The sequence below is a fragment of the Mesorhizobium sophorae genome, from assembly GCF_002270415.1.
Lineage (GTDB): Bacteria > Pseudomonadota > Alphaproteobacteria > Rhizobiales > Rhizobiaceae > Mesorhizobium > Mesorhizobium sophorae.
In genome coordinates, this window is record NZ_NNRI01000014.1 from 1 (window position 1) to 13,014 (window position 13,014).

At 63.9% G+C, this 13,014-nt stretch carries 10 protein-coding genes and 1 riboswitch; of the genes, 7 read left to right on the forward strand and 3 right to left on the reverse strand.

Annotated features, from left to right (window positions below; genetic code table 11):
* Positions 1-348: 348 nt before the first annotated feature.
* The 6 genes from ftsZ to CGZ66_RS22575 all read left to right on the forward strand — a co-directional run bounded on the left by ftsZ (position 349) and on the right by CGZ66_RS22575 (position 8,975).
* Positions 349-1,386: a cell division protein FtsZ gene (gene ftsZ, locus CGZ66_RS22550; protein ID WP_095088258.1), complete on the forward strand. Its 1,038-nt coding sequence runs from the start codon at positions 349-351 to the stop codon at positions 1,384-1,386.
* A 201-nt stretch (positions 1,387-1,587) separates the two neighbouring features.
* Complete coding sequence (locus CGZ66_RS22555) at positions 1,588-2,970, forward strand: SWIM zinc finger family protein (RefSeq protein WP_245331177.1); 1,383 nt, start codon at positions 1,588-1,590, stop codon at positions 2,968-2,970.
* Complete coding sequence (locus tag CGZ66_RS22560; RefSeq protein ID WP_095088156.1) at positions 2,967-4,406, forward strand: DUF5691 domain-containing protein; 1,440 nt, start codon at positions 2,967-2,969, stop codon at positions 4,404-4,406. The genes CGZ66_RS22555 and CGZ66_RS22560 overlap by 4 nt, the downstream gene beginning before the upstream one ends.
* Positions 4,407-4,425: 19 nt before the next feature.
* Positions 4,426-5,505 (forward strand): ATP-binding protein, encoded by a 1,080-nt coding sequence (locus CGZ66_RS22565; protein WP_095088158.1) that lies wholly within the window; start codon positions 4,426-4,428, stop codon positions 5,503-5,505.
* A gap of 4 nt (positions 5,506-5,509) precedes the next feature.
* Positions 5,510-7,759: a DUF5682 family protein gene (locus CGZ66_RS22570; protein ID WP_095088160.1), complete on the forward strand. Its 2,250-nt coding sequence runs from the start codon at positions 5,510-5,512 to the stop codon at positions 7,757-7,759.
* Positions 7,752-8,975 (forward strand): VWA domain-containing protein, encoded by a 1,224-nt coding sequence (locus CGZ66_RS22575; protein WP_095088161.1) that lies wholly within the window; start codon positions 7,752-7,754, stop codon positions 8,973-8,975. The genes CGZ66_RS22570 and CGZ66_RS22575 overlap by 8 nt, the downstream gene beginning before the upstream one ends.
* Positions 8,976-9,040: 65 nt before the next feature.
* Here the strand turns inward: CGZ66_RS22575 and fba are convergent, their stop codons facing one another.
* The 3 genes from fba to CGZ66_RS22590 form a co-directional block, all read right to left on the reverse strand.
* Complete coding sequence (fba, locus tag CGZ66_RS22580; RefSeq protein ID WP_095088163.1) at positions 9,041-10,105, reverse strand: class II fructose-bisphosphate aldolase; 1,065 nt, start codon at positions 10,103-10,105, stop codon at positions 9,041-9,043.
* Between the two features lie 163 nt (positions 10,106-10,268).
* A complete protein-coding gene (locus tag CGZ66_RS22585) occupies positions 10,269-10,742 on the reverse strand; it encodes a 6,7-dimethyl-8-ribityllumazine synthase (protein WP_095088164.1) in 474 nt (157 codons plus the stop codon).
* Positions 10,743-10,817: 75 nt separating this feature from the next.
* Positions 10,818-10,965, reverse strand: a riboswitch (FMN riboswitch).
* A gap of 192 nt (positions 10,966-11,157) precedes the next feature.
* Positions 11,158-12,333: an MFS transporter gene (locus CGZ66_RS22590; protein ID WP_095088166.1), complete on the reverse strand. Its 1,176-nt coding sequence runs from the start codon at positions 12,331-12,333 to the stop codon at positions 11,158-11,160.
* A gap of 48 nt (positions 12,334-12,381) precedes the next feature.
* Here CGZ66_RS22590 and CGZ66_RS22595 point away from each other — a divergent pair, with 48 nt between their 5' ends.
* Positions 12,382-12,921, forward strand: coding sequence for an Lrp/AsnC family transcriptional regulator (locus CGZ66_RS22595; RefSeq protein ID WP_095088168.1), 540 nt, complete (start codon positions 12,382-12,384; stop codon positions 12,919-12,921).
* Positions 12,922-13,014: the final 93 nt, after the last annotated feature.

Here is a 13,014-nt window from a genome sequence, read left to right on the forward strand (position 1 = left end):
AGCCAATGCGTTTCTTGTAGGGTCCGCGACTAGCGCCTTTTCGGCTTCCTTCGCCTCGATCAGCGCAACGATGTCCGCGATCTCCCAAAGCTTGTCAGTCACGCCAGCGGCCAAACTGACCCACTACCCGGGACAGCCGGGCTTTGGCTGCGGCCGTCCATGCCACGGTGTGCAAAACCATCATCACAAAACTTGACCTTGCTTGCACTTGCACCTCTGGCCGCTCTCTGGCTTTTTGAGGTACCCATCGCAACGGACTGATTCGCGTCATGCCGCTCGATTGCAATCTCCCCAGGCAGTCTGCGGATGGGTCGTGAAGCGCGCGCAATTGGCGAAGGAGAAACAGGCATGGCCGAGTTCAAGAAGCCCGAAATCTCCGAAATGAGACCCAAGATCACCGTTATCGGCGTCGGCGGTGGCGGCGGCAACGCCGTCAACAACATGATCGCGGAGCAGCTTCAGGGGACCGAATTCATCGCCGCCAACACCGACGCGCAGGCGCTGACCATGTCGAAGGCAACGCGGCTGATCCAGCTTGGCGCGCATGTCACCGAAGGGTTGGGCGCCGGATCGCTTCCCGAGATTGGCCGCGCCGCGGCCGAGGAATCGCTCGACGAGATCATGGATCATCTGGCCGGCACGCATATGTGTTTCGTCACCGCCGGGATGGGCGGCGGCACGGGAACCGGCGCTGCTCCGATCATTGCTCAGGCGGCGCGCAAGGCCGGCATCCTGACAGTGGGCGTCGTCACCAAGCCTTTCGCTTTCGAGGGCAGGCGCCGCATGCAGATGGCCGAAGAGGGCATCGAGCGGCTGCGCGAAAGCGCCGACACGGTGATCGTCATCCCGAACCAGAACCTGTTCCGGATCGCCGATGCCAAGACCACCTTCGCCGATGCGTTCGTCATCGCCGACCGCGTGCTTTATTCCGGCGTCAGCTGCATCACGGATCTCATCGTCAAGGAAGGCCTGATCAATCTCGACTTCGCCGATGTCAAATCGGTGATGCGCGACATGGGCCGCGCCATGATGGGAACCGGCGAGGCCTCCGGCGACGGCCGGGCGATGAAGGCTGCGGAAGCCGCGATCGCCAACCCGTTGCTGGACGAAGTTTCGATGAAGGGCGCCAAGGGTGTCCTGGTCTCGATATCGGGCGGCAGGGATATGACCCTGTTCGAGGTCGACGAGGCCGCCACCCGCATCCGCGAAGAGGTCTATGAGGACGCCGACATCATCGTCGGCGCAATCTTCGACAAGAGCATGGAAGGCCGCTTCAGGGTTTCTGTGGTGGCGACCGGGCTCGATCGCGCCTTTGGGGCAGAGGACGCCGATGCCGGCATCGCCCGGGGCCATGTCGGCCAGCCGCCGGCGCGGACGCTTCAGTAGTCATCTTCTGCGCATTTCCTGGCAAAGGGTTTGCCTGACAACGCTATGGCCTGCGTATCGGCTTTGCTCAGCGCACTCTAACTTGCGGCCCGCTGTATCGGTCTCTATCCCTCTGCTGCTACAAGAATCCTTCACAGACGGCCATCTATACTGGCAACCGGCATTCGTTCGAGCGACGAGAGGCGCGGCTTGGAATTTGACTTGAAAACCATCGAGGCGCTTGCGCCCGACCAGGCGTCGTTGAGCGCCGCTTCCAAGTTGACCAAGCAATCGAACTGGCCACGGCTCGAAAAGAATGAAGAGCTGGCTCTCATCTGGGGGGAATGCCAGGGTTCCGGCTCCAATCCCTACCGTGTGGTCGTCGAAACCGGCGACGATGGTTACAAATGCACCTGCCCGTCGCGGAAATTTCCCTGCAAGCACACTTTGGCGCTGATGTGGATCGCCGCCACCACGCCGGCCAGCTTTGCCGTGGCCGGCTCGACGCCGGAATGGGTGAACGATTGGCTGAGCCGTCGCAGGAAGACCACGTCGCAACCTGTGGAACCGACACAAGGTGCGGGAGGCAAGAGCATCGGCGAAGCCGCGCGCGACGAAAGCTCTGTCGTCGAGGACGCGGCTGCGGTCGAACGCCGCGAGGCAGCGCAGCGCAAGCGGGCAGAAGACACGCGATCCGCCGTGTCCGCAGGACTGGATGAACTCGATCAATGGATCGCCGACCAGTTGCGGCTTGGCCTTGCCGGCTTTGTCGACAACAGCAGCGATCGTTGCCGCCGGATTGCCGCGCGGCTGGTCGACATGAAGGCGACGGCACTTGCCGGCCGCATCGACGAGATACCGTCTAGGTTGATGGCGTTGCGCAGCGAGGAACGGCCGGACGCGGCGATCCGCGAACTCGGCAAGCTTGTGCTGCTGGCCAAAGCCTGGCGGTCGGCACCCGATGACCCGGAACTGAGGCGGCTCGTCTCGACCTCCGAGAGCCGCGAACAGGTGCTGGCCAATCGCGATGCGACTCAGGTCGAAAGCGCTTGGGAAGTGCTCGGCGAGAAGATCGAATCTCGCCGTGACGGTCTTGTCAGCCATTCGACCTGGCTGCTCGACCTGAACAGCGCCAGCTCGCAATTTGCCCAGCTGCTCGACTTTTTTCCGGCGTCGGCCGGTCGCCGGTCGAACGCCTTCACGCCGGGCGATCGTTTCGAAGCCCGGCTGATCTTCTATCCGGCGCGCCAGCCGCTGCGGGCATTGGTGGCGGACCGCAGGGGTGACGTCTCGTCCGGCGACTGGCCCGATTTCGGCGTTGACGCGTCGGATCCGCTGGCGGCCCATGTTGCCCGCCAGGACGCCGCGCCCTGGGTTACCGATTGCCCCGTCATGCTGCCGCCCGGAGCGATCCTGCTGGACGATCGCGGTGCCGCCTGGTGGCAGGCCGCCGGCGATCCGCACGGCATCGCCTTGCCAATCGCCGACACCGTCAATCCAACGCTGCTTGGACTGGACCTCAAGGCAACGGCCGCACTTTGGAACGGCAGCCGGCTTGAACTCCTGGCGGCGCAAAGCGGGTTTGGGAGGCTTGATCTGTCATGAATGAGATCGAGCAGACCGGCCTGGCGACCATGCGCGACTGCTGGATAACCGGCGGCACCACCTTCGACCTGGCTCCGGCTGCATGGCAGCAGATCGCCAGCAGTGCAAACCCCGACGAGCGCGAGCGCCGGTTGCTGGCAATCGCCGCGCAGGCCCTCGACATTGCCTTGCGGCCAGCCGCGCCGAAGATGCTGAAACAACGCCCGCCACTGCCTGAACTTGCCTTGCCCATGCTGCCGGAGCGGCTGCGGCCGCTTTTGCGAGCGGCGCTGAAGCATGCAGCCGACGCAAGGACCAAGACACGCGTGGCCACGCTCGTCGCCAGCCGAGGCTTCGTGCTGCATCCAATGGATTGGATGCCCTCTGCGTCGTATCAGGAAAGTCCGGACGTTTATGCCCCCTGGGTCGATTGGCAAGCCGGTGTGGGTGGCGAGAAACAATCCCGCCGGGAACAACTGACCGTGGAAACCTGGGATGATTTCTATCCCGCTGCGCGCCGTACCGCGCTGGCCGATATGCGCCGCACCGCTCCGGCGCTGGCCAGGCAACTGATCGAGGCCAAGGGATCAAGTGAGCCGGCGGAGATCAGATCCGCACTCATCGAACTCATGCGCTTCGGCTTGGGCGCCGATGACGTGCCATTCCTGAAGAGCCTCTCCGCCGACCGCTCCGGCAGGGTGCGCGAACTGGCTGGCCGGCTGCTGGCAAGGTTGGGAGAGCATGGCAACCCAGGCGATGGCGGGACGGAAGATCCGACAGCCGAGCTCGCCGCCTTCATCGCCGAAGGCAAATCCGGCTTCATCCGCCGCCGCACCACCTATACACCGATAAGACTCAAGGCGCCCGCGCAGGAAGCACGCCGCGGCGACTTGTTTGCCACCTGTTATCTGGGCGATCTTGCTGCCCGCTTCGGCGTTACCGAGTCCGATTTCCTCGGGGCATGGCAGTTCGGCGTCGACGACAATGCCGATCTCTTCCTCGTTCGAATGGTCTCGGTGTCCGGCAGTGATGCAGCGGTGGCGCATTTGGCCGATACGCTTGGCGCCGGAGGCGGCAAGCCGGCGCTTCTCGTCCTCCATCTCATGGCGCGTTTGGACAGCGGCAGGAAGCGTGTGTTGACCAGGCAAATCCTGAAAGACACGCAGAATCTTCACGCGCTCAACCAGGTCGAAGGCATCGAAGCAGGCTGGCTGGAATGGGCCGACCTGACAAACGGCCAGACGCTCCCGGCACTGCGTTCCGCTGTTGCGGGAAACGACGAGCCGGTGAAGCGAAGCGCCGACCAGACACTAGAGAATCTGGGGTTTCTGGCGACAGCGGCGACGGCGGAAAAATTGATCGGGGATGTCGTTGCGGCCGGCATGGCTCCGGCGGCACCTTCGCTCGGTCTCCTGCGCCTCAATGCGGCATTGGCCGGGCCTGGAATCGACACATGATCACTCGGGAGAACAGCAAATGAACGCAGTCATCCGTCTTCCGGTCGAGCAGGCCTACGCCGCCGAGTTGCAGGCCCTCTCGCGCAATGGCGACCGGCAAAAGCCCGCCGGATGGAGCCTTTCGCCCAAGGCGGTTCTCACCTATCTGCTAGGCGGAAAGGCCGACGACGGGACGCTGATAACGCCAAAATATGTCGGCCGCCGCCGGCTGATGGAGACCGCCGTGGCGACGCTCGCCACCGACCGGGCGCTGTTGCTGCTCGGCGTGCCGGGCACCGCCAAGTCCTGGGTGTCGGAGCACCTCGCCGCCGCCATCATGGGCGACTCGACATTGATCGTGCAATGCACGGCCGGCACCGACGAGAACCAGATCCGCTATGGCTGGAACTACGCGCAGCTTCTGGCCAAGGGCCCGAGCCAGGAGGCGCTGGTGCCGACCCCGCTTTACCGCGCCATGCAGGACGGCAAGCTCTGCCGCCTCGAGGAACTGACGCGCATGGGCTCTGACGTGCAGGACACGCTGATCACCGTGCTTTCTGAAAAGATGATGCCGATCCCGGAACTCAACACGTCGATCTACGCGCAGCGCGGTTTCAACATCATCGCCACGGCCAACAACCGCGACAAGGGCGTCAACGAGCTGTCCTCGGCACTGAAGCGCCGCTTCAATGTCGTCGTGTTGCCGTTGCCCGAGGATATGGCGGAAGAAGTGGCGATCGTCTCGAAGCGGGTCGGCGAGATGGCTGGCGGCCTCGACCTGCCGGTGCCGAAGAATGTCGGCGAGGAGATCGCCCGCGTGCTCACCATCTTCCGCGAATTGCGCTCCGGTGCCACCGCCGATGGCAAGGTGACGTTGAAGACGCCGTCCGGTTCGCTGTCCACGGCGGAGGCTATCGCCACCATGGTTGGCGGCCTCAGCCAGGCGGCCTGGTTCGACAGCGGCAAGCTCGGCGCCGAAGGCCTGGCTGCCAGCCTGGTCGGCGCGATCGTGAAGGATCCAGTGCAAGACAAGCTGGTGCTGGAAGAATATCTGGAAACAGTGCTCAAGAAGCGGCCGGACTATGCCGGCTATTACGCGGCCTTGAACGCGGCGATCTGACGCCATGGCGCTGAGCGACGTTTCCTATTTCGGCATACGCCATCACGGGCCCGGCTCCGCCGACAGCCTGGTGCAGGCGTTGCAGGGCTTGAAACCGGTCGCCGTGCTGATCGAGGGGCCGGCAGATGCCTCAGCGTTGCTGCCACTGCTTGCCCGGGCCGAAATGCAGCCGCCGGTGGCGCTGCTCTGCTATCCGGAAGACGATCCGGCTTCGACGAGCTTCTGGCCCTTCGCCGAGTTTTCGCCGGAATACCAGGCGGCCCTGTGGGCTCTTGGCAACAACGCGGCTTTACGGTTCATCGACCTGCCGTCATCGGCCCGGGTTGCGGCGGTTGATGATGCTGAGGATGCCGATGCCGATGAAGCGGAACCCGGTGCCGACAACGAGACGGCTCAGCATATGCGTGACCCGATCGGGACACTGGCGCAAGCCGCCGGCTATGAAGATGGCGAGAGCTGGTGGTCCGATATCATCGAGCAGAACCCGCAGCCAGGTCCCATCTTTGCCGCGATTTCCGATGCCATGACGACGCTGCGCGACGGCGAGGGCCCGCTAGCCGAATTCGAGGCCAGGCGTGAAGCGCATATGCGGCTTGAAATCACCGCCGCGCGCAAGGAATTCGAGGGGCCGATCGCTGTCGTTTGCGGCGCCTGGCATGTGCCTGCATTGCAAGCGACGCGACCGCAGAAAGAGGATCAGGCCCTTCTCAAGGGGCTCGCCCGGCGCAAGAGCACGATGACATGGGCGCCATGGACGGGGCCACGCCTGGCCCTGGGCTTCGGCTATGGCGCTGGTGTCGTCGCGCCCGGCTGGTGCAAGCATCTGTGGCGCACGCGCGGCCGCCACGACGCGGCAACCTTGTGGCTCGCAATGATCGCGGCGGTGCTGAGAGGCAAGGGACATATGGTCTCGACCGCTTCGCTGATCGAAGCCGAACGGCTGGCGCGTGCGCTGGCCGCGATCCGCGAGCGGCCAAAGCCTGGGTTCGAGGAATTGCGCGACGCCGCTATCGCCGCCCTGTTCAACGGCGAAGCGCTGCTTTGGGCGTTGGTCGAAGCCGAACTGCTTCTGGGCGCCGATGTCGGTGAAATTCCGCCCGACACGCCACTGGCGCCGCTGATCGAGGATCTGCAACGCAACCAGAAAGCGGCGCGGCTGAAGCCCGAGGCGCTGGAGCGCGAATTGTCGGTCGATCTCCGTAGCGAAAGCGGGCTGTTTCGTTCGACCTTGTTGCACCGGCTGAACGTGCTTGGCGTGCATTGGGGCAAGTTGACCGACAGCGGACGCAGCCGCGGCACCTTCCGCGAGCGATGGGCGCTCTCGTGGGAGCCGGAATATGCCGTTCGCCTGGTCGAGAACCTGATCTATGGGCCGACAATCGAGAAGGCCGCCAATGGCCGGCTGATCCAGATGATCGGCGCGTCGGCCTCTCTCGACGCGCTGGCGGGATTGGTTCAGGGCGCCATCACGGCAAACCTGTCGGAAGCGTCGACCGCCGGTCTCGTGGCATTGGAGGAACGCGCGGCGCACAGCAGCGAATGCCTGGAAATTCTGGCATCGGTGCCGCCGCTCGCCGAAATCATCCGCTATGGCGAGGCACGCAAGACGGAAACGGCCCGGCTGTCCGGTCTGCTGGAACGGCTGATCATCGAAGGCGCGATAGCACTCGCCTATGCCGCCCGCGACCTCGATGACCAGGCTTCGACGACGCTGGTTGGAGCGATGCGCAAGGCCGACGAAGCGATCAGGCTGGTCGAGCCTGAGGAAGATGTGCTGGACGCCTGGCGCAATGGACTGGCAGCGGTGCTCGATGGATCGCGATCGACGGCGCTGGTTGCAGGCTGCGCCGCGCATCTGCTCTACGAAGCCGGCCATCTGTCCGCCGACGCCGCAGCGGGCCTGATCGCCCGGCGCCTGTCGCCGGGAACGCCGGTCATGGAGGCCGCAGGGTTCTTCGAAGGCTTCTTCAGCACCGCCAGTCAACGGCTCATCTATGACGAGGCCCTGCGCGGAGCGGTCGATGCCTGGCTCCAATCCCTCGACGAAGATGCCTTCATTGCGCATCTGCCGCTGCTGCGCCGGGTCTTCTCGCATCTGGACTCGATGGAGCGGCGGCGGCTGATCGAAGCGGTGCTCGGCCGCGCCGCACGCCTGCCTGCCGGACTGACACCGGCGCCGGATGGCGACGCCGCATGGCGCCGGCACCTGGAACGGCTTGGACCCTTGCTGACGGGCGGTGACGGCAATGGATGACGCGGCCGAAATGAACGAACCCGCCACCGATGACGGACGCGAGCGCCGCTGGCGCCTGGCGATCGGTGCCGATGACGAGAAATCGACTTCGCTTTCCGACACGGACAAGCGGCTTTCTGCGGCACTCGATGCACTCTATGGCGATGGCGCCGGCGATGCGGCTGCCGACCCGCGCAAGCGCCGCGGCGGGCTCGGCCGTTCGGCGCCGCGGGTGGCACAGTGGATGGGCGATATCAGGTCGTTCTTTCCCGCGCAGGTCGTGCAGATCGTCCAGAAGGATGCCTTCGAACGCCTCAACCTGAAGCAGATGCTGATGGAGCCCGAGTTCCTCAAGGCGATCGAGGCGGACGTCAATCTCGTTGCCGACCTGATTTCGCTGCGCTCGGTCATGCCGGCAAAGACCAAGGATATCGCGCGTACGATCATCGCCGATATCGTCGCCAAGCTGATGCAGCGGCTGGAGCAGAAGACGGCCGAGGCGATACGCGGTGCGCTCGATCGGTCGCAACGCACCAATCGGCCACGCCAGCGCGACATCGACTGGCCGCGGACCATCTCGGCCAACCTTCGCCACTACCAGCCCGAGCATAAAACCATCGTGCCGGAGAAGTTGGTCGGCTTCATGCGCAAACAGCGCCGGCTGGTCGATCTGGACGAGGTTGTGCTGTGCGTCGACCAATCCGGCTCGATGGCAAGCTCGGTGATCTACGCCTCGATTTTTGCCGCGGTGATGGCCTCGTTACCCGTCGTGCGGACCAAGCTCGTCTGCTTCGACACGGCCATCGTCGATCTCACCGAGGAGCTCAGCGATCCCGTCGAAGTCCTGTTCGGCGTGCAGCTTGGCGGGGGCACCGACATCAACCAGGCCGTCGCCTATTGCGCGGAGCGCATCGAACGGCCGACCAAGTCGCACATGGTGCTGATCACCGACCTTTATGAGGGCGGCAACGGCCAGGAATTGCTGCAGCGGCTGGCAGCACTTGTTCGATCTGGCGTCAATGTCGTGGTGCTGCTGGCGCTGACCGACCAGGGCAGGCCCGGTTACGACCCCAAGATGGCAGGCTCCGTTGCCGCGCTCGGCATCCCGGTCTTTGCCTGCACGCCGGATCTGTTTCCAGACCTGATGGCGGCGGCATTGCGCCGCGAGGATATCGGCGCATGGGCGGCCGGCGCCGACATCAAGCTTGTCCGCGCCGAGGCAGAGACGCCGGAATGAAGCACAACACAACAGCCTCCAGAGCCGCCAGCATGTGCTTGGCGGCTCTGGATGGTTGATCGAGCTCAGCCGAATTTCGGGTCGAGACTGCCCGATTTGTAGCGCTTGGCCATTTCGGCGACCGGCAGCGGCTTGATCTTCTGCGCATTGCCGGCGGTGCCGAACTGCTCGAAGCGCTCCTTGCACAGCTTCCTCATCGCCGCCATGGCCGGCGTCAGATACTTGCGCGGATCGAACTCGCTCGGATTCTCGGTCAGCACCTTGCGGATGGCGCCGGTCAGCGCCATGCGGTTGTCGGTGTCGATGTTGATCTTGCGCACGCCGTGCTTGATGCCGCGCTGGATCTCCTCGACCGGCACGCCCCAGGTCGGCTTCATCTGGCCACCATATTTGTTGATGATCTCCTGCAGATCCTCGGGCACCGAGGACGAGCCGTGCATGACCAGATGCATGTTGGGCAGCCGGCGGTGAATCTCCTCGATGACGTTCATGGCCAGCACCGCGCCGTCCGGCTTGCGCGAGAATTTGTAGGCGCCATGGCTGGTGCCCATGGCGACCGCCAGCGCATCGACATGGGTGTGTTTGACGAACTCCACCGCCTGTTCCGGGTCGGTCAGAAGCTGGTCGTGGCTGATCTCGCCTTCGACGCCGTGGCCGTCTTCCTGCTCGCCCCCACCGCTCTCCAGCGAGCCAAGCACTCCGATCTCGCCTTCGACGGAAACACCGCCCCAATGCGCCATGTCGACGACGCGCCGGGTGATGCCGGAATTGTAGGCGTAGTCGGCCGGCGTCTTGCCGTCCTCCTTCAGCGATCCGTCCATCATCACGGAGGTGAAGCCGTATTGGATCGCGGTGACGCAGGAGGCTTCGTTGTTGCCGTGGTCGAGATGCATGCAGACCGGGATGTCGGGGTGGATTTCAACCAGCGCGTCGATCAGCTTGGCCAGCACGACGTCATTGGCGTAGGCGCGAGCACCGCGGCTCGCCTGCAGGATGACCGGTGACTTGGTCTCCTCGGCGGCCTCCATGATGGCGAGGCCTTGTTCCATATTGTTCATGTTGAAAGCGGGCACGCCGTAGCCGTATTCGGCGGCGTGGTCGAGCAATTGTCTCAGTGTTATGCGAGCCACCCAATAGTCTCCCGTATCTGGTTTCAAGCGCAACGTCGCGGGCCGGCCGGTCGCCGGTCGGCCCCTGATGCTTCTGGCCGGATTTCAGGCCAACCGCAACCTTCTGCGGTCCTGTCGATCGCAATTCTTGTTGCAGGGCTGAAATCCGGCCGTTTTGGCGATCTCAGGCCGCGATCAGTTCCCGCGCCGCCATGATCTGCACGCAGGCATTGGCCGCTTCCTTGCCCTTGACGGTGAAGTGCTCGAAGAAGAAGCGGTGATGCTCGGCGCTGTCATGGTAGTTGTGCGGGGTGAGCACCGCCGACAGCACCGGCACGCCGGTCGACAGCTGCACATTCATCATGCCGTCAATGACGGCACTGGCGACGAACTCATGCCGGTAGATGCCGCCGTTGACGACAAACGCCGTACCGAGGATCGCGGCATAGCGGCCGGTCTCGGCCAGGGTCTTGGCGTGCAGTGGAATTTCGTAGGCGCCGGGAACGTCGAAGACATCGACGGCGAAGCGCTCGCCTCCGATGTCAGCCAGTTCCGCCTCGAAGGCCTGCACGCACTGGTCGACGATGTCGGCATGCCAGCGCGAGCGAATGACGGCGATGCGGGTCGTTTCATAGTCTTTGTGGGAATGCTGATTCATGGGTCCATCCTTCCGTTTCGACCAGAATCAGGACGCACGATACGAAATCCGGCCCGCCGAGACGGTCCGTGTTCCGTTCGTTCTCTTCCATCCGGACTCTAACCGTCGGCTCCGGAATCACACCGGATCTGCTGACCTCTCCGACCTTGCCGGAAAGCGCTCGCGGGCTTGGGCCGAAACCCTTACCGCCGGTGGGGACTTTCACCCCGCCCTGAGAACATTAACGCCGTTTGTATGAAAGGGCAGGGCGCCGCTGTCAATCGTGTGAAAGACGGATGGCCAATACAGTCTGTCAACTGGAGCAATTCCAGGAAAAGTGTGAAGCGGTTTTCCCGGAAAAAGCGCATAGCGTTTTCCCTTGGGAAGTGCGTCAAAAAAAGGGAGAGCGGCGTTTCCGCGAAACGATGAACCGCTTTTATCGCGTGCGCCACGCCGCCGCCGAAGCGGCAATCAGCATGAGCAATGCCGCAACCGTCGCGCAGGTGGCGAAACCGAAGCTGGAATAGAGCGGGCCGAAGCCGGTGGTGCCGACAAACACCGCCAGATAGGTCACCGCGCTGTTCAAACCCATGATCGTGCCGCGCCGCGATGGATCGAGCGCCGACAGGCGCATCACCAGGACGTTCAGTCCAAAATGATTGGCAAGCCCCCAGACCGCCACCATCGTGATGGTCAGGCCGAAACTGCCGCTCGTCGCGGCCATGGCGACATAGACGACGGCGACGAGAAGATAGGCAAATGGCATGACGCGGCGCGCGCCCAGGCGATCGATGACGCCGTCGAGGAGAGCAGCCGTGCCGAAGCCGATGCCATAGGCAAGTGCTGCCCATCCGTTGGCGCTGACCGGTCTCCCCAATCCGCTGTGCAGGTGATCACCGAGATAGCCATAGACGCCGTAGAAGGCCGTCATGAAGGCGGCACAGGCGATGAGCAGCGGCACGATGCCGGGAATGCCGAGCGCCTCCAGCGGCGTCGGCGCCGGGCCACTTTTCCTGGCGTCGCTCAGTGACGACACTGTAAGACCGGCCAAGGCAAGCGTTGCCAGCAGCGCGACCGCGGCGAAAACGGCGCGCCAATGCACGAGATCGGCAAGCACGGCCGACAGCGAAACGCCGGCGACCATGCTCAGCGTCCATCCGGTCAGCACGACGCCGATCGTGCCGCTTTCCCGGCCAGGCGGCGCGATGGCCGCGGAACTGGCATAGATCGCCGGCATGGCGATACCGGCAGCAATGCCGGCGAGCAATTGTGCCGCGACCAGCATTATCACCGTCGGTGCCGCCGCGCTGGCGACGAGCGCTATCGCCAGCAACAGCAATGCGCCTTGCAGCATCCGGCGGGCGCCGATCCGGTCGATGTAGCGTGCCAGGAACAGGGCGCTTGCGGAGGTGCCAAGGCCGAACACGGCCGCCGCGATCATGACCACCGGTACGCTGGTCGCAAACGACGCGGCCACGGCCGGTGCGATCGGGCCGAGCACAAGCGAATTCGAGCCGATCACGGCGATGCATCCGGTCAACAGATAAGCGAGCGCCGGGATGGGCGCCCGGGCGTTCGCGGCCAATGGTGCAACTTGATCAGCGTTCGACATATGACCATAATGACCGCATTAAATTCTGCGGCAACCGGAGATTTCAGCATGGACGAAGAAACAGATGGCATTCCGCAGAACAGGTCTGCCGCCCGTGAGCTCGACGCAATTGACCGAAAAATATTAGGCGTCTTGGTCGATGACGCGACCGTCAGTTATGCCGAGCTCGGCGATCGCGTGGGGCTTTCACCACCGGCGGCGCACGAACGCGTCAAGCGGCTGCGGCGCAGCGGCGCCATCCGCAACACCGCGGCAATCATCGATCCCCACGCGGTGCGCAAGCCGCTGCTGGCTTTCGTCCACATCGACACCAAGGGCTGGGGAAAGACGCCGGAACTGATGGCGGTTTCACAGTATCCGGAAGTCGAGGAAATCCACACCGTCGCCGGTGATACCTGCATGCTGCTCAAGGTCCGCACCGAAGACACCAGAGCACTCGAAGGCCTGCTGTCACGCCTTTACGAAACGCCGGGCGTCACCTCGACGCGCAGCTACGTGGTGCTGTCGACCTATCTCGAGCGGCCGGTGCAACCGGGCGTGACCGCGACGTGGCCGACGCCCAAGCACATGAGCAAGCCGCTTTATTAGCGTTGCATTCGAAGTCCGGTCTTAGAGCAGTTCACCGGTTCACGGAACCGGCAACCTGCTCTAACTCATTGTTTTGACGCAATTCCGGACGGA

Coding starts and splice junctions, on each gene's coding strand:
- CGZ66_RS22570 (WP_095088160.1), top strand. CDS start 5,510: ATGGCGCTGAGCGACGTTTCCTATTTCGGCATACGCCATCACGGGCCC.
- CGZ66_RS22575 (WP_095088161.1), top strand. CDS start 7,752: ATGGATGACGCGGCCGAAATGAACGAACCCGCCACCGATGACGGACGC.
- CGZ66_RS22590 (WP_095088166.1), bottom strand. CDS start 12,333: ATGTCGAACGCTGATCAAGTTGCACCATTGGCCGCGAACGCCCGGGCG.
- CGZ66_RS22585 (WP_095088164.1), bottom strand. CDS start 10,742: ATGAATCAGCATTCCCACAAAGACTATGAAACGACCCGCATCGCCGTC.
- ftsZ (WP_095088258.1), top strand. CDS start 349: ATGGCCGAGTTCAAGAAGCCCGAAATCTCCGAAATGAGACCCAAGATC.
- CGZ66_RS22560 (WP_095088156.1), top strand. CDS start 2,967: ATGAATGAGATCGAGCAGACCGGCCTGGCGACCATGCGCGACTGCTGG.
- CGZ66_RS22595 (WP_095088168.1), top strand. CDS start 12,382: ATGGACGAAGAAACAGATGGCATTCCGCAGAACAGGTCTGCCGCCCGT.
- CGZ66_RS22565 (WP_095088158.1), top strand. CDS start 4,426: ATGAACGCAGTCATCCGTCTTCCGGTCGAGCAGGCCTACGCCGCCGAG.